We start from the raw sequence: 22,215 nt of genomic DNA, 5'->3' as shown, positions 1-22,215 counted from the left end.
GATTATTTTGCTTTTAACCAATCAGGATCGAACGTATCGATCGTTTCAAAACTCTTCATCTTGACGGAGTAGAACAGTTTACCGTTATTACGCGATTCCGCACCAAGTACTTTCGAACGGTCAGATGCTACGTAATACGTCGCTTGTTCTTGGTTATTTTCTTTATCGAAGATCGATGGATATTGTTTGATCCAGTCCTCTGGTACCGTACTCGACGGTTCTTTTTTCACATACACGTCTGCTGCCATTCCGGCAATGTCCGCTTCCCCTTCGACTTGTCCAAAGTCACCTTTGTTGATGAAGGCGAGGATCTGTTCGTTGAACCCACGTGAGAGGAATGGGCGCGGCGCACTGACGCTCTTGCCAGCTTTCGTCTCATTGACTAATTTGCCTGTCGCATCATACTCACGGAACATCGTACCGTTCCAGATCGCAAGCGACCCTTTAGACGGACCGTCTACGACTTCTGTCCGGAAGTGTCCTTTGTCATTAAAGACGACTTCATACGTGCGTGATTCAAGTTCATCCTTTTTCGTCGCGAGCTTTTTCTCAACATATTGAATGCGTGTCATCGTATAGAACGGTTTGACCGTCGCAGCTTTTTCATCGCTTGCGGTCTGCGTCTTGTTCAAGAGATAAAAATTGTAGGCAAGGAGGATCGCCATTGCCACGATTGCTACTGCAATCCACGTGCTCGTTCGTTTCGTCATGCCATGTACACCTTCCTAGCTCAAGTCTCTATTCCTTATCATCGTATCGGTTTTAAGGGGAGAATACAAAGGGTTTGTCCGAGATTTCACGATTTCTAACTAAATTCGTCAGACTTTTGAACAAATCTGAAAACGGTCTAGACGACAAAAAAAGACGAACCGAATCATTTCGGCTCGTCTAGGCATCAAGACTGTTGTTCTTTTGGTGTTAACGAGACAATCATCGACTCATCGACGAGGTAATAGCTATGATGCGGCATTTCGCGTAAATAGCCATCCTGATACAACATCGCACAGTCGACTTGGAACGTTTTACTATACGCTTTCAAAGGGAGCTTCTTCACCCGGTCAAAGTAACGATCAACGGCAACTTGAACATGATCCATCTCATAGACGAGTTCCCGGTCTTTTGCTTCCATGATGGCGAATGTCTCGCGCGACATGTAAAACACTTGTGTCGAACGGACCTTTAAATACGGCTCCAGCTGCTTTAAGTCGATGCGCTGCTCATCATCCAGAAGTACCGTCCGATTCGTCCCTTTCGGTAGTTCGGATTCAAAGGCATGCGTCGCTTGTTTGACTTCTTCAAGCGTCACATCACGCATCGGCAATGGCTGACCTTCCTTCGGTTGAAACCACTTCTTGAATCGGTTCATCGGATTCCCCCTCTCGTCAAAAAAAGGTGGGGTTTCCCCCACCTTTGATTAGACAATTTATGCTTGTTGGAGACGTTCACGAAGGACCATTGGTAAGATCCCGCCGTGACGGTAGTAATCGATGTCGACTTCTGAATCAAAACGAGCAATTGCTTCGAATTCAGTGACTTTTCCATCTGCCGCTGTTGCTGTGACTTTGACGATGTCACGTGGACGAACAGACTCATCGATTGCGATACTGATTGCTTCTTCACCTGTTAGACCAAGTGTTTCCGCTGTCGTGCCTGCCACATATTGAAGCGGCAGAACACCCATCATGACGAGGTTTGAACGGTGAATCCGCTCGAAGCTCTCCGCGATGACGGCTTTGACGCCGAGCAAGTTCGTTCCTTTTGCTGCCCAGTCACGGGAAGAACCCATTCCGTAATCTTTACCAGCGAGGATGACGAGACCTGTGCCATCTTCTTTGTACTTCATCGCAGCATCGTACATTGCCATCGTTTCGCCTGTTGGCCAGTACGTCGTGAAGCCACCTTCAGTACCTGGAGCGACTTGGTTACGGATCCGGATGTTCGCGAACGTTCCGCGCATCATGATTTCGTGGTTACCACGACGTGAACCGTATGAGTTGAAGTCTTTTGGTGCAACCCCTTTGTTGACGAGGTATTGACCGGCTGGTGTCGTTTTCGAGAATGAACCAGCTGGTGAGATGTGGTCCGTCGTGACCGAATCAGCGAACTTACCGAAGACACGGAGTCCGTTGAGGGCTTCGACTTGACCAGCTTCCTTCGCAAGGTTCTCGAAGAACGGTGGGTTTTGGATGTATGTCGACTCACCGTCGAAGTCATACTGATCTCCTGTTGGCACGTCAAGGTTGTTCCAGCGTTCGTTTCCTGTGAAGACTGAATCGTATTCTGCACGGAAGCTTTCTGGTGTGACGACCGTGTTGATGATCGTTTGGATCTCATCACGCGAAGGCCAGATGTCAGCGAAGAAGACTTCTTGTCCGTCTTTGCCTGTTCCGAGTGACGCGTTCATGATATCGACGTCGACCGTTCCTGCAAGTGCATAAGCGACGACGAGTGGCGGTGAAGCCAAGTAGTTCGCTTTGACGAGCGGGTGGACACGACCTTCGAAGTTACGGTTTCCTGAGAGGACAGACGAAACGAGCAAGTCTGAACCAAGGATTGCATCTTCAACAGCACGGTCGAGTGGACCGGAGTTACCGATACATGTCGTACAGCCGTAACCGACCGTGTTGAAGCCGAGTTCGTCAAGATACGTTTGGAGTCCTGATTTCTCGAGGTAATCCGTAACGACCTTCGATCCTGGCGCAAGGGAAGTCTTAACGTATTTCGGAACCGAAAGACCGAGTTCAATCGCTTTTTTCGCGACGAGTCCCGCACCGATCATGACGTATGGGTTTGATGTGTTCGTACAACTCGTGATCGCAGCGATTGCCACGTCCCCTGTACGCATCTCAACCGCTTCGTCTTCGAACTGAATGACTGCGACTTTGTTTGCTTCTTCTTCTGCAAGACCAAATCCAGCGTTTCCTTGTGGAGCCGTCAACGCTTTTTTGAATGATGTATGCACATCTGTCAAATCAATCCGGTCTTGTGGACGTTTTGGTCCAGCAAGAGCAGGAACAATCGTTGAAAGATCGAGTTCGACTGTTTTCGTGAATGTTGGATCCTCGTTTTGTGGCGTGTAGAACAAACCGTTTGCTTTCGAGTAGTTCTCGACTTTTTCGATCAATTCTTCATCGCGCCCTGTCAAACGAAGGTACGTCAGTGTTTCTGTATCAACTGGGAAGAATCCACATGTTGCACCGTATTCTGGCGCCATGTTTGCGATTGTCGCCCGGTCAGAAAGTGACATCAAGTGGAGTGATGGACCGAAGAACTCGACGAATTTACCGACGACGTTCTCTTGACGGAGCATTTCCGTTACGCGAAGGGCAACGTCTGTTGCTGTCGTTCCTGGGTGCATCTCACCTGTGATGCGTACACCGATGACTTCTGGTACTGGGAAGAACGATGGCTGCCCGAGCATGCCCGCTTCCGCTTCGATCCCACCGACACCCCAACCGAGGACGCCGAGACCGTTGATCATCGTCGTGTGTGAATCCGTTCCGACGAGTGTATCTGGGTACACATCAACTGTACCGTCCGCTGTTTCCTTTTCAAGGACGACAGATGCCAAGTACTCGAGGTTGACTTGGTGGACGATCCCTGTTGCTGGTGGTACGGCACGGTAGTTATCGAATGCCGATGTCGCCCAGCGAAGTAATTTGTAACGTTCTTCGTTACGCTCGAATTCGAGATCCATGTTTTCTGCAAGTGCACCAGCAAAACCGTATGCATCGACTTGAACCGAGTGGTCAACGACGAGGTCAACTGGTACTTCTGGGTTGATGACCGATGGGTCTCCACCGAGATCTTGCATCGCTTTACGAAGTGACGCGAGGTCTACGACCGTTGGAACACCTGTGAAGTCTTGCAGGATAACGCGTGACGGTTTGAACGGAACATCGACATCGTTCGAAACTTGAGCTGTTCCCCATTTCGCCAAGTTCTCGACGTGTTCACGTGTGATCGAACGACCATCTTGTTGACGAAGTACTGACTCGAGTAGGACACGAATCGAATATGGAAGGCGTTTGACTTCCGTCAATCCGAGTTCTTCCAATTTTTCAAGACTGTAGTACTGATAATTCTTACCGTTTGCTTCAAACGAACGGCGTGCGCCAAAGACATCTTGCGACACATCTGTTTGCTTCATGGTGATTCCCCCTTTAAGTGTTCACGACATCAAGCCCCTGATACCGCTTACTTGTACAGTTCTATCATAGTATAATATGGATTCCGTTACAATTTGAAAGAACAAAAGACTTTCGATAAGTTTTACTTATTGCCAATATTAGAAAATTATTCTGTTGTCTTGTTTTTCTCATATTTACCGTCAGGCGTTTCCATTTAGAATGTTCAGGGTACTTAAAAAGTGTAGTACGATATCCGATTCTTGTGGAGGCGTTTATTATGGCGAAATATAAAAGCGAAGCAACGCACGTCATTACGACAATCATATTCAGCGATTTAGAACAAGCAAAAACAGGCTTTGCGATGATTAAAGATCTCGAAGCAATCAAGGAAATCGAGATGGATCAGATGGTTCTCGCGAAACGTGACGAAGCGGAAGGCTTCTCTTTCATCGATGCAATCGACTTCACGCAACAAGATCAATCGTTTAAAGGTTCCCTTATCGGTATGGCGATTGGTGTCGTCGGTGGTCCGTTCGGTATGCTCGTCGGTTCCGTCGCTGGCTACTTGATCGGTGCAAATCGGGATGAGAAGAACGAGCGGGAATCATTTGATTTATTCAACCGGACGCTGAATCAGATCAATCCCAACCATTACGGTGTCATCCTCATCAGTGAGGTCAACGAAGATTCAGAAGCCGTCAATGCGATCGCCGCTGAACTCGGAGCGACGATTCGACGCACAGGTGAGACGTTACCGGATGGTACGGTCTAATCAAATCAGAGTTGTCACCTTTACGTTCTCGTTTTAAACGGGGACGTTTTTTAATTCGTTGATCACCTGTTTTGCTGCTTCCTGTGTCGTGTCAGGATCTACTTTGTTTAATGAATTTTGTTGTACGGATATGAGGATGTTTTTGTAGCTAATGATAATGAGCTCGCCGTAACCACCGTTTGATTGATACTGAACCATATCATTGCCTATGTATCGGTCCGTATATGCAAAATGGATTGCTAACTGCGTATCTTGCTTTTTATTCTCAAAATAAAGTGACTCTTGTGTTGATCCACTGTCGATTGTTCCATCAACAGTCAACCATCGTCGCTTACCGAAACTTAATGCTCGATCTACAACCGTGAAATCGTCTCCTAGCGTGCTTGCCTTCAACTGGAATTGATCTATCTTTACATGCTGATCCATGTTTTCGAATAATTTTTCATACTGCTCATGTGTCAACACTTGATGTTGCTTTTCGTTTATCTTTTGATCCGTATGAGCAGCTGTTTTGACCTCTGCTTTCGGCTTCGTCGTGGCTGCCTCATCTGTACACCCAGCGATTAAAAATATACTTGAAATCAGGATTAGCATTCTCCCTCTATGTTTCACGACACACCCTCCTATAACGAACTACTTCACTTCGCCTTAAAATTGTATAGCGGTTTAATGATTTCGATGACATCGACCGTTTCTTTCGTGTTACGGATGATTTCGTCCGTCGGTTTGTAGACGAACGGTGATTCGTCACGTGTCGATGCGACGACAGAACTCGACCAGACATCAGTCATGGTCTTTTCAAACGCATCTAGTTCAACCGTTTTGAATGCTTTTGACCGCGACATAATACGCCCTGCTCCGTGTGGCGCAGAATAGTTCCAATCGGGATTTCCTTTTCCGACGACGATCAAGGAGCCATCGCGCATGTTCATCGGAATGATTGCCCGTTCGCCTTCTTTCGCAGAGATGGCACCTTTTCGTAGAATCATTGCCTCGAGATCAATATAGTTGTGAATCGTATCGAACTGATCCGCTACCGTCCATCCCATCGCTTCGAAAATGACCTCGGTCATCGCTTGTCGATTTAGTGCTGCGTAACGTTGCGCGATCTTAAGATCATGCAGGTAGCGCTCCATCGCTTCGCCGGAAACAGATGCTAAGTCTTTGTTAAATGAAGATCGTTGTTCCTTCAGTTGTTGTAAAGTCTCCTGAATATCTGACTGACGCACTTGTTGCTTTAATTCTGCGATCACTAGGTCCGCATCAAACTGGAATCGCGTTGTTTCCGCTTCTGCTTGATAATGTTCAGCGATTGTCTTCCCAAGATTGCGGCTACCAGAATGAATCACGAGATATAATTGTCCTGCTGCATCCTGATTCAGTTCAATGAAGTGATTTCCTCCACCGAGCGTACCAATCGATAATCGTGCGCGGGTCTCGTTAAACGGAGCAAGTACTTGATCAAATGGTATCTGTTCAGACAATGGATGGGCTTGCTGCCGTACCGACATACCACTAGGAACAAGACGCTGAATCGTTGCATCCAATTTCGCATAGTCAATCGGTCCCTGTTCAACGAGTCGCGTGCATAACATGCCACAACCAATGTCGACCCCAACGAGATTTGGTACGACTTCGTCGGTCACATGCATCGTCGTTCCGATGACGGAGCCTTTTCCAGCATGACAGTCTGGCATAATCCGGACGCGACTGTCTGTCGCAAATTGTTCGTTTAACATGGCGGAGACCTGTTGAATCGTCAGGTCGTCCACGTTATCCGTGAAAATTTTTGCTTCCCCGTACGTACCTTGAATTGTTTTCATACAATCTATCCTTTCTTTCCGATCGATTTAATTAGTCTGCTATTTCTTGCATGATTTCAATGAACTGTTTCGTCAGTGTCGTCGGTCCTGTCTCTGTTAACCAGACGAAAGCTGTTGTACTTGATGCACCTGACAGGTATGTCTGGTGCAGTCCTGTCATATCTAGTTCCCGCAATGTACTTTTCGGTAAGACGGTTACGGCTTGTCCGCTGCGGACGAGTCCGATCAGCGTCAAGACATCGGAACACGTCTCTTGCGATACGACACCGAGTCGTTGACTTAACGTCTGAAAGACACCGAGTCCTTCTTGACTTGGAATGATCAGATCTGCGGTCGGATGATCGGGGTGCCAGACTTGATGAAAGGGTTCTTCCTCCATCCATTCGATTGAGACACCTTGCGCATCAATTGGGAGACGAACGAACGCTGCATCAAGCGATCGCTCTTTCAACCGTTCGATGAGCGCACTCGATTCTCCTTGGTGGACTTGTAAGATGATGCCAGGATGTCGCCGCTTCATCTGTTCAATCCAGTCGACTAAACGGCTGGCTGATAACGTGTTGACACCAATCCGCAAAATCCCCGTACGACCGGCTTCGATATCGCTCACTTCCATCCGTGTCTCCTGCTCGAACTGTAGTAAAGAGACCGCTCGTTCATATAAGCGATTGCCACTTGGCGTAATTCGGATCCCGCGTCCTGCCCGCTCAATCAGACGAACACCGAGCTCTTCTTCCATTCGCCGGATTTGCTGGGTTAAGGCAGGTTGTGCCATCCGTAAGCGCTCCGCTGCTCGCGTAACGGATTGTTCCTCAAAGACCGCACAAAAATAGCGGTACTGCCGTAAATCCATATTCATCATCTCTTTCATATGTTTTCATATATAAAGATATATGAATCATAACATCAATCATATGCTATGATGCAGGAATATCTGAAGTTAAAGAAAGGAGCTTTTTCATGAAACAAACGACTTCTACCTTCCAGTGGATCGTCTTTTTACTCGCGAACACGATTGCCTTACCAATCGTCGTCGCCAGTCTGTTCGACCTCTCCTCAGTCGAAACAGCTGCCCTTGTCCAACGGTCGTTCTTTGTAGGCGGGATTGCCTGTTTCCTACATGGCGCTTTCGGCCACCGGCTTCCGATCGTATCGGGCCCTGCCGGATCATGGGTCAGCATCTTCGTCGTCATCGCCGCCTTACCGGTCGATTCAAAAACAGCCTTTACGATTGCGATGGCAGCTGTTGTCATTGCTGGTGTTGTTCTCATCATCCTTGGTTTAACAGGATGGACGAAATACTTATTACCTGTCTTCACACCGCTCGTCAGCGGAACGTTTTTGCTCTTATTATGTATTCAATTAACAGGTGTCATGCTCGGTGCCGTCCTCGCCGTTGAAGCGACTCGCGTTGCCGGTATCATCACGTTCTTACTCGTCCTCGGACTCAGTCAATTCGGTCCGAGCCGCTTACGTCCGTTTGCCTTGATGATCGGAATCATCGTCGGTTGGCTCGTCAGCCGTCCGTCGCTTCCTACGTCGTCTAGTTTGTTTGCACCACCACAAGCGTTACCCTTCGGGTGGCCGCAGTTTGACGGCAGTGCATTTCTTGTCGCGATTCCATTCGCAATCTTACTCGTCGTCAACTTGATTGCTGCCTTAAGCGCCGTCGAAGCGACGCTTCAAAAACAAGGACGCTTGCACCAAGGGTTATCGATCGAAGGTGTCATTCACTTGCTCGCTGCTACGTTCTCGACGCTTGTACCGGTTCCTTTACCGATCACGAGTGGCTTCATCGCGCAAACAGGTAGCCGGAAACGCCGTCCGTTCTTGATTGCCTCACTTGTCATCGCACTGATTGGTTTCTTCCCAAGCTTGATCGGCATCATTGCGACATTACCACGTAGCGTTGCGAGTGCCGCATTGCTTGCGACATTGCCGCACATGTTCCTGATTGCCTGGCAGTCAGCAGAAAGTAACATGGAAAACAGTCGACGCCGTCATGCGTTTGCGATCAGTGCCGTCATCGGTATCAGTATCTTGTTGCAATCGACCGTCATCGCTGAAGTCCTACCGTTGACGCTGCGTCCATTCCTCAGCAATGGATTGCTTGTTGGAACAATGCTCGTGCTCGGTTTCGAAATCATCGAAAAAGTTCGCTCACGTCGCGCGAAACAAGCGGATCGACTAGCGAGCTGAATCATTTGAATTAAATTGAACTAATAAAAAATAGCCTTTCCGGAGGGTGTCGGAAAGGCTATTTTTACATCTTCGTATTCAATTAAAAACAAAAAGCTACTTCACTCAACGCACTTCGCGCCACCATTTCCGTGTCGTGCTCTCTGGTGTCACACTCTCCCCAATCATCGGTGTCAGAACAGGAATTTCATCGCGTTTTGCTTCTTTTAATAACCGTTCGACCGGTTCGAACCACGCATGAAACGCGAGGATGAAGGCGGACCAGTGAATCGGCATCAAGACCCGTCCTTTAACGTCACGGTGCGCTTGAACCGTCTGTTCCGGTAACATATGCGAATTCGACCACCGGACATCATACTGCCCACATTCCATCATCGTCAGATCAAACGGACCATATTGTTCACCGATCGCCTTGAAGTGCGGACCGTATCCGCTATCTCCACTAAAGAAGACTTTTTGTGAGCCTTCGATGACCCATGACGCCCAAAGCGTTGAAAACTGATCAAGACCATTTCGACCGGAATAATGGCGTGATGGAGCTGCCGTCAATTTAATACCGCCGACTTGCGTCGATTCATGCCAGTCGAGTTCCGTGATCCGATCTGCTGCTACGCCCCATCCACGCAGACGACTACCGACACCGAGCGGCACGATGAAGCGACCGACTCGATTTTTCAAAGCGAGAACCGATGGATAGTCGAGATGATCATAATGATCATGTGAATAGACGACGACATCAATCAATGGAAGTCGCTCGAGATCGACTTTCTGCGTCGTTTGAAAACGTCCTCCTCCTAGTTTCGGGAACGGTGACGGGGCGCGACCGAGCATCGGGTCAAAGAAAATCGTCTGCCCGTCAATTTCGAGTAAAAACGCCGAATGTCCAAACCACGTGACACGCGGTGCTTCGCTATCGTCTTCTCGTCGTTGATACGGAAGCGTCGGCAATGCTTTGACAGGACGTAGATTCGGAATGTTTCGTCCGTAGTCCTTTAAAATACTTTTCATTGATTCCCATTCCATTTTCAACTGGAAATCCGTCTCATTTTTGAATTTCCCATCGATAAAACGATCTGACCGTTCAAAACTGCGTCGATCCGCTCGGCTTGGTCGTTTCCCGAACACAGGATATCGGTTGATGAACCACGCACTTGCAAGACCGATTCCTGCTAAAGCTGTCACTACTTTTTTCATGTCTTATCACCTCTTCGATGCTCTCAGTATAGCACCTCGATTCCTCACACATCTCGCCCTACGACTCCAGGTGCGAAAAAAAGTGAAGTTCACCGAAAGCGGTGTCTTCACTTCTAGGTATTAATCGATATCGTCGGCTTTCCATTTCGCCCGGTCGCTCTTCTCAGCGTCCTCACGATGATTGGTTTCATAGGCGTTGTTCCCTGGATTTTCGACTTTATTGTCATCATGTCGGTGATCATGGTCGTGGTTATGGTTATGATGATGCTCATGGTCATGATGGTGATCGTGATCGTGATCATGGTCGTGATCTCGATCCTTGACGAACAATGCAAGACCGCCGCGTTCAACTTCCGCGTAATGCCGTTCTGCCTCATCATCTGAGTGCCCGACACGTTTTAACGTCTCACGAAGCGGTGGTTCTTTAGAGAACTTTGATTTGACTTGATCGATCCAGCTTGCACCTGATGCTTCGTCTGCTGCGTCATCTCGACCCACTACAGAAAAGTCCGATTCATGATGCCCCTGTTGTTTCAAATCCTCAATTTTTCGTTCTAGACTCGATTGATCTTGATAGATTCCAACAAAACGTTTCGCCATCACATGACACCTTCCTTTTTCATATGAATTCAAACACGCTCTATTTTTACCCTTGTTCGATTGTCATCAAACGAGATTTCAAGAACGAAAAAACGGACCACTTCGAAAAGTAGTCCGTGAAAAAATTAAAGTTGTTGCGGTGAATCGACCAAAGTGATCGTTCCTTCGTTTTTCTGAACGAATCGCTCGTAGACGAAATCGTTCGCGAATAACAGAACGGCGTTTTCCCAGCGGTCATACACAAGAACCGTCCGTGAATCCGTCAATTGTTTGACAGCAGCGACTTCTGCCGGCTTGATCCACTTCGCAACTTGGAAGTTCGCAGCATCCTTCAAGATATCAACGCCATACTCACCTTTGAGCCGGTGCTCGAAGACTTCGAATTGGAGTTGTCCGATCGCTCCGAGGATAATTTCGTTGTATTCCGTTTTGTAGACCTGGATCGCTCCTTCTTGTGCGAGCTGCTCGACACCTTTTTGGAACTGTTTCGACTTCAAGGCGTTTTTCGTATAGACCTTCAAGAAGAGTTCCGGCGCGAACGTTGGGAGTGCTTCGTATTGCAGTGAAGGATCACCGTTCGTAATCGTATCACCGATTTGATAGTTGCCTGAATCGTATAATCCGATGACATCTCCTGCAAACGCTTCGTTGACCGTTTCACGCTCATCCGCCATAAATTGAGTTGACTGTGACAGTTTCATTTTCTTACCTGTCCGTGTCAAGACGACGTCCATCCCACGATCGAACTTACCAGTACAAATCCGAACGAACGCAATCCGGTCGCGGTGGTTCGGGTTCATGTTCGCTTGAATTTTGAAGACGAAACCACTGAAGAATTCTTGAGCAGGTTCGACCTTTCCTTTATTCGACTCACGTGGTGTCGGTGAAGGAGACAGATTCAAGTAATGCTCGAGAAGCGGTGTGACACCGAAATCAACAAGGGCTGATCCGAAGAAGACCGGAGTCAATTCGCCTTTCGCAATCAATTCTTCATTGTACTCGTTACCTGCACCGTCGAGTAAGTCGACTTCGTCCATTAACGTCTCGTACATTTCCGAGTTGATCGTCGTTGCGAGTTCTTCGTTCGCAAGACCTTCCTCACCAAGTTCGATCGTCTTCCGATCGTTCTTGAAGCAATGGAATTGTCCTTTGACACGGTCGTAAACACCTTCGAACTGCTGTCCTGACCCAGCTGGCCACGTCACAGCAACCGACGGGATGCCAAGCACTTCTTCAAGTTCTTCCATCAATTCGAGTGGGTCACGTGCTTGACGGTCCATCTTGTTGATGAACGTAAAGATTGGAATACCGCGCATCCGACAAACTTGGAACAGTTTCTTCGTTTGCGACTCAATCCCTTTCGCCGCATCGATGACCATGATTGCCGAGTCAACAGCTGTCAGGATCCGGTACGTATCTTCACCGAAGTCTGAGTGACCTGGTGTATCCATGATCGAAACGATTTTTTTATCGTATTCGAATTGCATGACCGAAGATGTTACAGAGATTCCGCGTTGTTTTTCGATTTCCATCCAGTCGGATTTCGCGAATTTCGAGTTTTTCCGCGCTTTGACAGAACCTGCCTCACGGATTGCGCCTCCGTGCAGGAGGAATTTTTCAGTTAATGTCGTCTTACCCGCATCCGGGTGGGAAATGATGCCGAAAATCCGACGCTTTTCGACTTCCGTTTGTAAAATGTTTGTCATGTATGGTAGTTCCTTTCACCGATATATTCAAATGTCCGATCAATCTTTTTCGCAACTAGTCTATCATACCGAATTTTCAAGGTCTCGTCCATTTCACTTCATTGACTTAATTTTCAGAATAAAAGTTGACAATTCAACACTTTCTTCATTACGATGACTAGGAAGTTCACTATTACAGAAGGAGGAGACGTACAATGGTATTCCATCAAGCCCGGACATCTGTCCACACTGTCTTTGTATCGGCTACAACTGTACGTCACCCAATCGTTTAATTTTTAATTAAGCAGGGTGTGCGTATGCGTATACGTACATGCTGCCCTCTTATATTAGGACGGGTATGCCCATATTTGTGCGTATCCGTCTTTTCTATTGTCTAAAAACGGAATATAAGGGGTTTTCACTATGTTTAACGCACTCAAACAGCTCGATCGCAACATCTGGATCCGGTTCGTCGGGGAAACGATCACGGGAATCATGATGTTCATGATTGCACCATTTTTAGTTCTTTATTACGCGGATCGACTCGATTCCTACTTCCTCGTCGGTGTCATCATGGCGACCGGACCGATCATGTCACTCGTCGGCGCCGTCCTAGGTGGTCACTTCGCCGATAAGTTCGGTCGAAAACCACTGATGGTCCTCTCGATCATCGGTGACGTCATCGCCTTAATCGGTTTCTCGTTCGCCGATTCATTCGGACCGTTGCTCGCTTTGAACGCGCTGCTCGGTTTATCGAGTTCGCTGTTCCACCCGGCAGCAAGCGCCATGGTTGCTGACGTCACACCGCCAGAACGATTGAACGAATCGTTCGGATTGCTCCGGATGGGGCATAACGTTGGGGCAGCGTTCGGTCCGCTGCTCGGAAGCGCCGTCCTGTTCGTCGATCGTTCGCTCATCTTCTACTCGGCTGCTTTCGTCTTTTTCCTATACGGACTCGTTCTCTACTTCTTCATTGAAGAGACAAAACCGGACTATATCGAAAAGACAGACGAAGTCAAAGTCTCACCACTGACCGTCTTGCGAAAGGACCATGTCTTTTTGATCTTCATCGGGGCTGGTGTCTTCATTTCGATGGGCTTTGCCCTCGTCGAGAGCATGTTGCCAGTCTTTTTGAAAGAAGCACTACCGGGGTTACCAACGAAACAAAATCCGTTCCCTTACTTGATGGCACTGAACGGGATCATGGTCGTCTTGTTCCAGTTCCCGATCGCAGCTCGCTTGTCAGGGAAGGCATTCGGAAAAGTCATGTTGCTTGGCGCTTCGATCTTTGGAATCGGGATGATTTTCCTCGCGTTCGTGCCGTCTTACTTGTTCTCACTCGGAACGGATTATGTCGTCCTCGTGACAATCTTACTTGCGATCTATGCTTTTTATACACTTGGCGAAATGATCATGTCACCTGTCCAGATGACGTTCATCGCCTTGATTGCACCGGAACATCTTCGCGGAACGTACAATGGTGCTGCGAGTCTTCAGTGGTTGATCGGTGGTGTCACCGCCCCGCTTCTCGGATCCTTGTTCCTTGACACTGGGAAAGGTGATTTCGCCCTAGCGTTCATCGGATTGCTCTGCTGCGTTTCGGGTGGTGTCTATCTCGCACTCGACCGATCGATTCAGCGTGCGAAACGATTAACGAAATCTGCTTAAAGCTAAAAAAAGCGATGTGTAGCGCCCCGACTTCAGTCAGAGCGTTACACGTCGCTTTTCTCGTTAAGATGGTAATTGATTTGCCGCTACGAACGGACCGAACAAGACTGGTAACGGATCGAGTCGTTGCTGAATTTCTGCAATGAAATTCGTCGATCCACTGACGAAGACGATCGGATCATTTGCTGTAATCATCGTCAGGAACTCGTGCATCTGTAGCTCCCAGCCAGTTTGTTGGATTTGATGAAGAACCATTCCTTTCGTCGTCAAGGATACGACATTCGCTAGCATCTGCTCTGCTAGTGTTTCAGCTGAGACGTGAAGTAACGTCGTCTTTCGACCACTAAGAAGTGCATGGCGTGCTTCATCAATGACGGCACCAATATGATGGTCTTCTGCAATCAACAAGATATCCTGCTGTCGCCAGTTTCCGACCTGACGATACTTACAGAAGTGTCGACACGTATCGACGAGTTGGTGATGGACGATGCGCCAAGCTTGTAGAAGCGGTGCATCGTCTGCGAGTGCATATTCGATCTGGATGGCTTTTAGAATCTCATAGCTGATAATGTCCGGATACGTCAACAGAAACGATTTCGTCTGATCGATTTCGTTTATCAAAATCAATTTAAACAGTTCGCTCGATTCGTGCTGATTGGTAATCTGGTTCAGTAATTGGCTCAGGCGCAAAATCCGTAAGGCACGAGTCCCGTCCTGAGCCCCCGCTTCCCGAAGCGCGCGCAGTTCTTCTTCATACGTCGCCTCAAGCGAGTCATAGAAGCGCGTCGCGATCCGCAATCCCTTTTGCTCCATCGAAGGACCGAGCTGTTGCAAAAGGTGTAATGCCTGATCGAAATGCATAATTTAACCTACCTTTCACCGTTCATTATCCGATAATTCCTTCTTAAAAACAATCTGTAAAATGCATCTTATTTTTTGCACATTGAGATTTGTAAAAGCTTGCGTCCCCCCCTAGTATGTGTGTTAAGTAGGTGATGAAAATGCGCATGACACGTTATACGGATTATGCGATCCGGTCTCTGCTCTTCGCAGCAGCCCATCCCGATCGTTTAGTCCGAATCCAGGAAGTAGCGGATTGTTACGACATTTCTAAAAATCATTTGATGAAAGTAGTCTATCGTTTAGGACAGAGTGGTTTGATTGATTCTGTTCGTGGTCGTGGAGGTGGATTCCGATTAGCTGGTCCTCCAGATGCAATTCATATCGGTGACGTCGTACAACTGTTTGAACCAACCGTTCATTTTCTCGATCCGCAAGAAGGCATTCACGAGGTCCCTTCGCTCAATCCGGCACGTGATGCTTTCGATGATGCCATTGCGGCGTTCCATCAAGTACTCAATAGTTACACAGTACATGATTTGCTACATCCGACAGCTGACACTCATCCACAAATACTTGAAATGATTCCGAACCGCGATTGAGCGGGTTCGGAATCTTTTTTTATTCCGTCCTTGCTCAATTGCGATTTCTCAAAACGCTCGTGGTATACTTATATAAGAAAGGAGGGGTACAGATGAACCCTCAAGAAGAACTCCATCTCTTATATCTTCGCTTAAAGGAAGAAGAACCCTCCGTTGCACGCGGTGAGGCCTTATGGGCCGTCTTTGAGGAAACAGCTGATGATTCACTCCGCTTCCTCTCCTTATGGACGTTTTCACAAAATCAATTTGATTTAGGACACTTCCGGTCGTTTCTCGTGTCCTTTACGCTTTTGATGGAATGGATTCGTAAAGACGAGATGACACTGACTCCAAAACAAGAACTTGATTTGTACTGGAACTATAAGTCCTATTTGATCTATATGGCAGAACAAGAAGATGTGACGGTTTCGCTCCTCGAAGAAGATCTCGATCGTTTCATCGACTTCTGTGACGCGCACGGCTTTATTCGGACGCGCGACTATATTAGCTTCATGGTCTATAGCAAACTCGGTGACGAGGAACAGGCCGATCACTATCTATCGGAATGGGTCGATGCGCCAAGCGACGAACTCAGTGACTGCCCATCTTGCGAAGCCTTCAGTCGCATGACCTATGCCATCGAGCGCGGATTCGAAGATCGTGCCCTGCTTCTGTATGCAGCACTTCGTCATGAACGCGGTTGTTCACGGATGCCCGATCAGGCACATCCATATATCCTTCCGCTATTTCTTAGTCGGAAAAAAGAACGCTTTGACTGGAGTGAACGTTTGATTGAAGAAGTCAAACGTGGTGAATCGCTCTTTACAGGTGGCGACGAGCCCTATCATCTATACGCGAAGATGTACTACGATACGAACTACACGTGGTCGATGGAAGAGAAAAAACAGTTGATTCCATTCTTGACCGACCGTGGGTATCTCCAGTTTCTACTCGCTCACTATGCATTCGCTCATCGGCAATCCCTGGGTGAGGAAGCGTCGTATCTTGCAGCGCTCCGAACGAACTTATATGAGATCGCGCAGTCACTCGATCGTCGAATCGAAGGTGTCTTCTATTTGAACCTCGTCGAGCGTGAACTGAAACGCATCACACAATTCGTTGCTTGAATCTAATTCGTAAAGGAAGTGTCTTCATGTTAGATCATGTCCAGCTCGCTATGCCGAAAAACGAAGAAGATCGCGCCCGTGCATTTTATGCCGGGCTTTTACATATGAAGGAAGTCGAAAAGCCTACTGGTGTTCAAGCAAGTGGGGGTGTCTGGTTCGAAGATCACAGTGCAGCGATTCACCTTGGTATTGAGGACCCGTTCTCTCCTGCTAAAAAAGCGCATCCCGGATTAACCGTCGCTGCATTTGAAGCGTTAAGTGATCGGCTCCAAGCAGCCGGATATCCAGTCGAACACGACGCCCGCCTTGCGCCGCGTCGTCGTTTCTTCACCGCCGATCCGTTCGGTAACCGTTTAGAAATCATTGCCGCTCAATTGCCGACGTTAACACCGAACAAATTGACGGATGGTTCGCATATCCGCCTAGTCGCACCTGCTTCGAGCCTCTCGACGGTCGAGATGAAGATCATTGACGGTGCAATTCAGACGCTCGAATCGTTCGGCTTACGCGTCTCGATCAGCCAACATGCACGTGCTGCCAATCCGTTCGGTTCAAGTGATCCTGAGTTACGGGTTGCAGATCTTCATGCCGCGTTCGCTGATCCGAATGTTGATGCGATCCTGTGCGTTCGTGGTGGGTTCAGTACGAATGAACTTGTCGATCTACTCGACTACGAACTAATTCGGACACATCCGAAGATTCTTTGTGGCTTCTCCGATATCACAGCGCTCAGTCATGCTATTCTGACGAATACCGGATTAGTGACGTACTCCGGACCCATGTTACGGGCTTTCCGTGATCGTGATGCCTATACGATCGATTACTTCAAACAAGTGTTGTTTGGAACGGATCCCGTTACAATCAAGCCTTCGGTCCATTGGCGTGATACCGATCGTGGACATGTCATCACATTACCGAACAAAGGTCCGATTCTTTTATCCTCTGGGCAAGCAAGCGGTCGGCTACTTGGCGGGAACCTTTGTACATTGAATCTCCTACAAGGCACGAAGCACTTCCCTGATTTACGGGATACAATTTTATTCCTTGAAGACGATTACGAAGTCCACCCAGCGACGTTCGCCCGTGATTTTGCCTCGTTGATGGCACAACCGGGTGCCGAAACAATTCGTGGTATCGTCTTCGGACGGTTCCAGCTCGCAACGAAAATGACGGAAGAGCATCTGCGTTATCTGATCTCGCTCTATCCATTCCTAGAGCACGTACCAGTCCTTGCAAATGTTGATTTCGGACATACGAGTCCCCTGTTCACATTCCCAATCGGTGGACAGGTTGAACTGCATGACGAGATCATTCGACTTCATATTTCCTGAATATCAAAAGAAGGAGACGCGGCAATCCGCATCTCCTTCTTTTTTTAATAGTCGAGCAATCTCGAAGCGTCGATTTGACGTTTCGACCCATCCGCGAACATCTCGAGTGTCGCGAAAATCTGGTCATTTGCCCATTCATAGTGAAGTAACGTGAAGTCTTCAAGTGTCGAGACCGTCTTGAACGTTTTCCCGACCGTAAACGCACGCTTCCGGCTTGCATCTTCTGCCGGAACGGTGACGAAGATGACCGTGATCTCCTTACCCTTCGTATCATAATAGAATTCAACGATCCGACCGTCCGCTGTTTCAGGTAAGACACCTTTACGGGGCTGTCCGGTCTCGTCCAATTGTACGTATGGTTGCAGCATTCTTTCGCCTCACTTTCTCCGTCATTCATCATAGCACGTCCACCTGATTTATGCTAATCTATATTTGATGTGAAAGGGGGATGAGTCGCGCATGGAATGGTTCATGAACGGGATTCTGCTCTGGGGCTTTATCATGATTACACTCATGGCGATTGGCGGGTTTTTCATGTTCCGGAAGTTCCTCAAGAAGTTACCGAAAGAAGACGGTAAATCGATGATGGACTGGGAAGATGAATACATCGACCAGACACGACATCTTTGGACGGATGAGACGATGGAATTATTGAACGCCCTCGTCATGCCAGTACCGTCAGCGTTTCGCGATGTCGCGCGTCGTAAGATTGCCGGACGGATCGGGCAATTTGCACTCGAGGAACAAGCGAAAGAGATGACATCTGAACTGGTCGTCAAAGGGTACATTTCCGCTACGCCGAAACGCGATCATAAATTCTTGAAAAAAGCACTGACGGAGCACGCCATCGACTGGCGAGACTACGCATTATACTTCCAAAATTGAAGAATGCATGAAAAAAACCGCCGAAGTCGCCTTCAGCGGTTTTTTGTTACGGTAAATGCGCGACCGGTACTGCTCCCGACTTCACGCGTTTGTATTTCAAATACATCGCGAAGCGCCACGGAACGATCATTCCGAAGGCGACGAGATAAAAGATTCCGCCCGTTTCGAAAATATCAATCTGTCCGCCGATGAAGAACTTCGCAACCGTCCGAATGAATAAGATACCGAATAAGACGATGAAAAAAGCTTTCGAACGTTGCAAATAAATCTGCCCTTCTGCTTCATAAAAATTGGACGTCTTGATCAAGAAGATGCTGAAGATAGCTCCAATGAGCAAGGCTTCTGCTACTTCCGTCCATGTCAGACGGGATGCTGGGTATAAAAACTGTAGCATCCCCGTCGACATCGCAAAGGGCGGGATCAAGATTTTTTTAGCATTCGTCGGTTTTGCTGATGCCTTCACACGAATGAAGCTGATCAGCAATCCCATGACGAGCGCTACCCCAGTTGATATCCAAATCATCCGATCACTTCCTTGATTAAAATCCAGTGAATCCGACGATGTCACTCATCCATGCTGCGAATTTACTCAAGCCATCAAAATACAGCATGACTCCGAACACCATCATCAAGGCTCCCCCGAATTTCGTTAATTTCAGACTATACTGCACGAACAAACGAGAACGACCGACGAAGAACGCCATCAATAAGAACGGAATCGAGAAGCCAAGGACATACGCGAGCATGTAGAACATGCCTTGACTCGGATTGGTCGCAGCTAATCCGATGACTCCTGCGAGAATCGGACCTGTACAAGGTGTCCAACCGGCCGCAAAACCGATTCCGACGAGTATCGTCCCGACGTATCCCCCTTTTCGTTCCCCGAGATTCAGTTTCTTTTCACGCATCAAGAATGTTGGTTGCCATAATCCGACGAGAACAATCCCAAATACGAAGATGACGAGTGCCCCAATCATCCGTAACGTATCCCGATATGTGATAAAGACATCTGCGAATAACGATGTCGATAACCCGAGCACAACGAATACCATCGCAAAACCAACGAGGAACGCTAACGTATGAAACAAGGATCGCTTTTCTCGTACGCCCCGTTCTTTTAAATCCGTTACCGACACGCCTGTGATGTATGAGAGAAACACAGGATACAGTGGTAGCGTACACGGAGAGACGAAAGATAATAATCCTGCTCCAAACGCTAACCATAACGAGAGCTCCATCATGAGCATCCCCTTTCCTTTACTACTATAGAAGAAGTTCCTCCTCTATTTTGCCAAACTCCTCTGCATTTAGCACCTATTATCTCACAGAAAGTTGCAAAAGATTCGTGTCCGCCAAAATTACAAAAAAATTACATTTCGTCGATTTTACTGAAATCTCGTTGCACCTCGTAAATAGAGTTGCTAGAATATGGATACGACACCAATGTAAGGGAGACTGCTATGACGACACAACAACTATTGACGCTAGCGATCGAAGCCAAACGTAGCGAACTATATCATCAAGCTGACCAGTCCAGCTTCACCTCCCCGCGTGTTCTACAACTTAGTCATGAACTCGATGTCCTGCTTTTAGAATATTCACGCATCGTCCAAAACTACACCATTCACGGTTCGAATGAACCGCTTTTATCTTAATGTACGATCTGGTCAGCATTCGAGTGCGAATGCTGACTTTTTTATGGTTTCTTATTTCTGATGGAGGTGCTTTATGTCCGATCTTACATTCATTGCTAGTTCTCGTCCCCTCTATATACCTGACGATCTCCCTCAATTATCCGTACATGAAGTCGAAGCGATGGAATACGTATCATTAAAGCGAGGAAGATTCACGATGCCTTACCTGTACACGATCGAAGGTGCCGATCAGTGGGACTTCATGATTTACTTACATCGTTATATGGAAGAAGGAGATATCCTCGAGTTGCTTTATATTGAAAATCAAAATGACAGCATGCATGACCATCTACCGTCCGTCCCGCTTCTAGAGCCGATTAAAATCAATATTCGACAGCGAACGTACCAAACGATTCACGGCACATTTCAGCTTTCCGCTAACGATTGGATGCAGGAACTGTTTCATCGCTCCTATCTGACAGCGTTTGGTGTGACGACAATCGTCAAGTATTGATCTGCATATCATCCGCTTCACTTTTTTATCACTATACGATAGAAGAATGACATAGTTTCTATTTTTAAGACTTTTTTTCTGTTGAATTGTGCGAATTTTTCAGCTTTAGTAAGTCAAAAGACCTATAAACGTCCATTTTTCATAATCAGTATGTCCTATCGATGACAAAAACCGTCCTTTTGCAATCTTGTTGTCACAAAAGCCCGGTTTGTAACTCGAATGACATTGACCTGTAAACGCACAGGTCAGATTTGCCGTGTAAAGTAGGAACAGTAAACACAGCATATGTCAGGAGGACATCAATAATGAAAAAAGCAGTTTTCGCTGCCGGTCTTGCAGCAACAGCTCTATCAGTAGGATTTGCCCAAGAGACAGAGGCTGCCTCAGAAACGGTAACAGTAAATACACCAGTACTCAACGTACGCACAGCACCTACAACTGCATCAGCAGACGTAGGCAATGTATATAAAGGTCAAACATTAAATGTCGAAGGACGTTCTGGCGCATGGATCCAAACACACATTAACGGTCAAAAACGTTATGTCCATGGCGCGTATACGTCTGCAGCAGGCTCATTCGACTTTAAACAAGCGACAGTTACTACGGCAGTACTAAACGTCCGCACACAACCAACGACAAGCTCGAAAGATGTCGGTAACCTCTACAAAGGCGAAAAAGTCAACGTAGAAGGTAAGGTCGGTGCATGGATCAAAACAACAATCGATGGTAAAACACGCTACGTACACAGCGACTATACTTCACTCGCTGGCGTATCGAAAGCACCAGCAGCACAACCAGCTGCGAAGCCAGCGGCTAAACCGGCTGCGAAGCCAGCACCAAAAGCAGCAGCTCAACCAGCAACTGCAACAAAACAATCAACACCTGCAAAATCAGGTACAAAAGTGACGATGAACGTCAGTGCTTACACGAACGACCCATCTAACAATGGTAGCCAACTCTACAATGGTCGCGCGTTGACAGCAAGCGGTTATGACGTCACGAATACGATCACGTACAATGGTATGCGTATCGTAGCAGCTTCTTCACAATACCCAATCGGTACACGTATGCACATCGAAGGCATTGGTGAAGCAATCGTACTTGACCGTGGTGGCGCAATCCAAGGTAACAAACTTGACCTTCTCGTTGGTTCACAACAAGAAGCACTCAACTGGGGACGCCAAAACGTCACAGTTACAGTCTACTAATCAAAACAAACAACCTGCCGGGCG

At 47.5% G+C, this 22,215-nt stretch carries 23 protein-coding genes; 10 read left to right on the top strand and 13 right to left on the bottom strand.

Annotated elements, in window-relative coordinates; translation table 11 throughout:
* Positions 1–2: 2 nt before the first annotated feature.
* The 3 genes from K6T22_RS06020 to acnA all read right to left on the bottom strand — a co-directional run bounded on the left by K6T22_RS06020 (position 3) and on the right by acnA (position 4,150).
* Positions 3–710 carry a hypothetical protein gene (locus tag K6T22_RS06020; protein WP_023467799.1) on the bottom strand — a complete coding sequence of 236 codons (708 nt, stop codon included), beginning with the start codon at positions 708–710 and terminating at the stop codon, positions 3–5.
* Between the two features lie 185 nt (positions 711–895).
* Positions 896–1,366: a DUF3939 domain-containing protein gene (locus K6T22_RS06015; RefSeq protein ID WP_238239436.1), complete on the bottom strand. Its 471-nt coding sequence runs from the start codon at positions 1,364–1,366 to the stop codon at positions 896–898.
* Positions 1,367–1,423: 57 nt separating this feature from the next.
* Positions 1,424–4,150 (bottom strand): aconitate hydratase AcnA, encoded by a 2,727-nt coding sequence (gene acnA, locus K6T22_RS06010; RefSeq protein ID WP_238239435.1) that lies wholly within the window; start codon positions 4,148–4,150, stop codon positions 1,424–1,426.
* A gap of 257 nt (positions 4,151–4,407) precedes the next feature.
* On the opposite strand from acnA, the gene K6T22_RS06005 reads away from it, so the two are divergent.
* On the top strand, positions 4,408–4,902 hold the full coding sequence (locus tag K6T22_RS06005) for a hypothetical protein (protein ID WP_238239434.1): 495 nt from the start codon (positions 4,408–4,410) through the stop codon (positions 4,900–4,902).
* Between the two features lie 33 nt (positions 4,903–4,935).
* Here K6T22_RS06005 and K6T22_RS06000 read toward each other — a convergent pair whose 3' ends face one another.
* The 3 genes from K6T22_RS06000 to K6T22_RS05990 are packed head-to-tail and all read right to left on the bottom strand — an operon-like array spanning position 4,936 to position 7,578.
* A complete protein-coding gene (locus K6T22_RS06000; protein WP_238239422.1) occupies positions 4,936–5,514 on the bottom strand; it encodes a hypothetical protein in 579 nt (192 codons plus the stop codon).
* Between the two features lie 26 nt (positions 5,515–5,540).
* On the bottom strand, positions 5,541–6,725 hold the full coding sequence (locus K6T22_RS05995; RefSeq protein WP_238239421.1) for an RtcB family protein: 1,185 nt from the start codon (positions 6,723–6,725) through the stop codon (positions 5,541–5,543).
* 31 nt (positions 6,726–6,756) lie between these two features.
* Positions 6,757–7,578, bottom strand: coding sequence for a LysR family transcriptional regulator (locus K6T22_RS05990; RefSeq protein WP_238239419.1), 822 nt, complete (start codon positions 7,576–7,578; stop codon positions 6,757–6,759).
* A gap of 107 nt (positions 7,579–7,685) precedes the next feature.
* On the opposite strand from K6T22_RS05990, the gene K6T22_RS05985 reads away from it, so the two are divergent.
* Positions 7,686–8,924, top strand: a complete 1,239-nt coding sequence (locus K6T22_RS05985; protein ID WP_238239417.1) for a purine/pyrimidine permease — start codon at positions 7,686–7,688, stop codon at positions 8,922–8,924.
* A gap of 105 nt (positions 8,925–9,029) precedes the next feature.
* Here K6T22_RS05985 and K6T22_RS05980 read toward each other — a convergent pair whose 3' ends face one another.
* From K6T22_RS05980 to K6T22_RS05970, 3 genes are all read right to left on the bottom strand, one after another.
* The gene (locus tag K6T22_RS05980; RefSeq protein WP_238239415.1) at positions 9,030–10,118 is read right to left on the bottom strand and encodes an MBL fold metallo-hydrolase; all 1,089 of its coding nucleotides are present in this window, start codon (positions 10,116–10,118) and stop codon (positions 9,030–9,032) included.
* Positions 10,119–10,238: 120 nt separating this feature from the next.
* A complete protein-coding gene (locus K6T22_RS05975; protein ID WP_238239414.1) occupies positions 10,239–10,718 on the bottom strand; it encodes a YflT domain-containing protein in 480 nt (159 codons plus the stop codon).
* 125 nt (positions 10,719–10,843) lie between these two features.
* Positions 10,844–12,424 carry a peptide chain release factor 3 gene (locus K6T22_RS05970; RefSeq protein ID WP_238239413.1) on the bottom strand — a complete coding sequence of 527 codons (1,581 nt, stop codon included), beginning with the start codon at positions 12,422–12,424 and terminating at the stop codon, positions 10,844–10,846.
* Between the two features lie 402 nt (positions 12,425–12,826).
* Between K6T22_RS05970 and K6T22_RS05965 the strand changes: the two genes are divergently transcribed.
* On the top strand, positions 12,827–14,071 hold the full coding sequence (locus K6T22_RS05965) for an MDR family MFS transporter (RefSeq protein ID WP_238239412.1): 1,245 nt from the start codon (positions 12,827–12,829) through the stop codon (positions 14,069–14,071).
* Between the two features lie 63 nt (positions 14,072–14,134).
* On the opposite strand, the gene K6T22_RS05960 is transcribed toward K6T22_RS05965, so the two are convergent.
* The gene (locus K6T22_RS05960) at positions 14,135–14,932 is read right to left on the bottom strand and encodes a hypothetical protein (protein WP_238239411.1); all 798 of its coding nucleotides are present in this window, start codon (positions 14,930–14,932) and stop codon (positions 14,135–14,137) included.
* A 140-nt stretch (positions 14,933–15,072) separates the two neighbouring features.
* Between K6T22_RS05960 and K6T22_RS05955 the strand changes: the two genes are divergently transcribed.
* The 3 genes from K6T22_RS05955 (at position 15,073) to K6T22_RS05945 (ending at position 17,950) form a co-directional block, all read left to right on the top strand.
* Entirely contained in the window at positions 15,073–15,513 is a 441-nt protein-coding gene (locus K6T22_RS05955) for an RrF2 family transcriptional regulator (protein ID WP_029341264.1), read from the top strand.
* 92 nt (positions 15,514–15,605) lie between these two features.
* A complete protein-coding gene (locus tag K6T22_RS05950) occupies positions 15,606–16,619 on the top strand; it encodes a hypothetical protein (protein ID WP_238239410.1) in 1,014 nt (337 codons plus the stop codon).
* 26 nt (positions 16,620–16,645) lie between these two features.
* The gene (locus K6T22_RS05945) at positions 16,646–17,950 is read left to right on the top strand and encodes a VOC family protein (RefSeq protein ID WP_238239409.1); all 1,305 of its coding nucleotides are present in this window, start codon (positions 16,646–16,648) and stop codon (positions 17,948–17,950) included.
* Between the two features lie 44 nt (positions 17,951–17,994).
* Here the strand turns inward: K6T22_RS05945 and K6T22_RS05940 are convergent, their stop codons facing one another.
* The gene (locus K6T22_RS05940; protein ID WP_238239408.1) at positions 17,995–18,318 is read right to left on the bottom strand and encodes a hypothetical protein; all 324 of its coding nucleotides are present in this window, start codon (positions 18,316–18,318) and stop codon (positions 17,995–17,997) included.
* A 91-nt stretch (positions 18,319–18,409) separates the two neighbouring features.
* Here K6T22_RS05940 and K6T22_RS05935 point away from each other — a divergent pair, with 91 nt between their 5' ends.
* Complete coding sequence (locus tag K6T22_RS05935) at positions 18,410–18,835, top strand: DUF2621 family protein (RefSeq protein ID WP_238239407.1); 426 nt, start codon at positions 18,410–18,412, stop codon at positions 18,833–18,835.
* 46 nt (positions 18,836–18,881) lie between these two features.
* On the opposite strand, the gene K6T22_RS05930 is transcribed toward K6T22_RS05935, so the two are convergent.
* Positions 18,882–19,358 carry a CcdC family protein gene (locus K6T22_RS05930; RefSeq protein WP_238239405.1) on the bottom strand — a complete coding sequence of 159 codons (477 nt, stop codon included), beginning with the start codon at positions 19,356–19,358 and terminating at the stop codon, positions 18,882–18,884.
* Between the two features lie 16 nt (positions 19,359–19,374).
* Positions 19,375–20,073 (bottom strand): cytochrome c biogenesis CcdA family protein, encoded by a 699-nt coding sequence (locus tag K6T22_RS05925; RefSeq protein ID WP_149427050.1) that lies wholly within the window; start codon positions 20,071–20,073, stop codon positions 19,375–19,377.
* 222 nt (positions 20,074–20,295) lie between these two features.
* Between K6T22_RS05925 and K6T22_RS05920 the strand changes: the two genes are divergently transcribed.
* The 3 genes from K6T22_RS05920 (at position 20,296) to K6T22_RS05910 (ending at position 22,191) form a co-directional block, all read left to right on the top strand.
* On the top strand, positions 20,296–20,490 hold the full coding sequence (locus tag K6T22_RS05920) for an aspartyl-phosphate phosphatase Spo0E family protein (protein WP_029341257.1): 195 nt from the start codon (positions 20,296–20,298) through the stop codon (positions 20,488–20,490).
* A gap of 196 nt (positions 20,491–20,686) precedes the next feature.
* Positions 20,687–20,983 carry a hypothetical protein gene (locus K6T22_RS05915; protein WP_238239404.1) on the top strand — a complete coding sequence of 99 codons (297 nt, stop codon included), beginning with the start codon at positions 20,687–20,689 and terminating at the stop codon, positions 20,981–20,983.
* 305 nt (positions 20,984–21,288) lie between these two features.
* A complete protein-coding gene (locus K6T22_RS05910) occupies positions 21,289–22,191 on the top strand; it encodes an SH3 domain-containing protein (RefSeq protein WP_238239402.1) in 903 nt (300 codons plus the stop codon).
* Positions 22,192–22,215: the final 24 nt, after the last annotated feature.

Origin of the sequence: Exiguobacterium acetylicum (genome assembly GCF_022170825.1) — a bacterium.
GTDB lineage: Bacteria > Bacillota > Bacilli > Exiguobacteriales > Exiguobacteriaceae > Exiguobacterium_A > Exiguobacterium_A acetylicum_B.
The sequence above is the reverse complement of the archived record's forward strand: the minus strand, read 5'-3'. Positions and strand labels throughout refer to the sequence as shown.

Bases quoted from the DNA above. Each gene is read 5' to 3' on its own strand.
- K6T22_RS06020 (WP_023467799.1), bottom strand. From the start codon at position 710: ATGACGAAACGAACGAGCACGTGGATTGCAGTAGCAATCGTGGCAATG.
- K6T22_RS06015 (WP_238239436.1), bottom strand. From the start codon at position 1,366: ATGAACCGATTCAAGAAGTGGTTTCAACCGAAGGAAGGTCAGCCATTG.
- acnA (WP_238239435.1), bottom strand. From the start codon at position 4,150: ATGAAGCAAACAGATGTGTCGCAAGATGTCTTTGGCGCACGCCGTTCG.
- K6T22_RS06005 (WP_238239434.1), top strand. From the start codon at position 4,408: ATGGCGAAATATAAAAGCGAAGCAACGCACGTCATTACGACAATCATA.
- K6T22_RS05995 (WP_238239421.1), bottom strand. From the start codon at position 6,725: ATGAAAACAATTCAAGGTACGTACGGGGAAGCAAAAATTTTCACGGAT.
- K6T22_RS05990 (WP_238239419.1), bottom strand. From the start codon at position 7,578: ATGGATTTACGGCAGTACCGCTATTTTTGTGCGGTCTTTGAGGAACAA.
- K6T22_RS05985 (WP_238239417.1), top strand. From the start codon at position 7,686: ATGAAACAAACGACTTCTACCTTCCAGTGGATCGTCTTTTTACTCGCG.
- K6T22_RS05980 (WP_238239415.1), bottom strand. From the start codon at position 10,118: ATGAAAAAAGTAGTGACAGCTTTAGCAGGAATCGGTCTTGCAAGTGCG.
- K6T22_RS05975 (WP_238239414.1), bottom strand. From the start codon at position 10,718: ATGGCGAAACGTTTTGTTGGAATCTATCAAGATCAATCGAGTCTAGAA.
- K6T22_RS05970 (WP_238239413.1), bottom strand. From the start codon at position 12,424: ATGACAAACATTTTACAAACGGAAGTCGAAAAGCGTCGGATTTTCGGC.
- K6T22_RS05965 (WP_238239412.1), top strand. From the start codon at position 12,827: ATGTTTAACGCACTCAAACAGCTCGATCGCAACATCTGGATCCGGTTC.
- K6T22_RS05960 (WP_238239411.1), bottom strand. From the start codon at position 14,932: ATGCATTTCGATCAGGCATTACACCTTTTGCAACAGCTCGGTCCTTCG.
- K6T22_RS05955 (WP_029341264.1), top strand. From the start codon at position 15,073: ATGCGCATGACACGTTATACGGATTATGCGATCCGGTCTCTGCTCTTC.
- K6T22_RS05950 (WP_238239410.1), top strand. From the start codon at position 15,606: ATGAACCCTCAAGAAGAACTCCATCTCTTATATCTTCGCTTAAAGGAA.
- K6T22_RS05945 (WP_238239409.1), top strand. From the start codon at position 16,646: ATGTTAGATCATGTCCAGCTCGCTATGCCGAAAAACGAAGAAGATCGC.
- K6T22_RS05940 (WP_238239408.1), bottom strand. From the start codon at position 18,318: ATGCTGCAACCATACGTACAATTGGACGAGACCGGACAGCCCCGTAAA.
- K6T22_RS05935 (WP_238239407.1), top strand. From the start codon at position 18,410: ATGGAATGGTTCATGAACGGGATTCTGCTCTGGGGCTTTATCATGATT.
- K6T22_RS05930 (WP_238239405.1), bottom strand. From the start codon at position 19,358: ATGATTTGGATATCAACTGGGGTAGCGCTCGTCATGGGATTGCTGATC.
- K6T22_RS05925 (WP_149427050.1), bottom strand. From the start codon at position 20,073: ATGGAGCTCTCGTTATGGTTAGCGTTTGGAGCAGGATTATTATCTTTC.
- K6T22_RS05920 (WP_029341257.1), top strand. From the start codon at position 20,296: ATGACGACACAACAACTATTGACGCTAGCGATCGAAGCCAAACGTAGC.
- K6T22_RS05915 (WP_238239404.1), top strand. From the start codon at position 20,687: ATGCCTTACCTGTACACGATCGAAGGTGCCGATCAGTGGGACTTCATG.
- K6T22_RS05910 (WP_238239402.1), top strand. From the start codon at position 21,289: ATGAAAAAAGCAGTTTTCGCTGCCGGTCTTGCAGCAACAGCTCTATCA.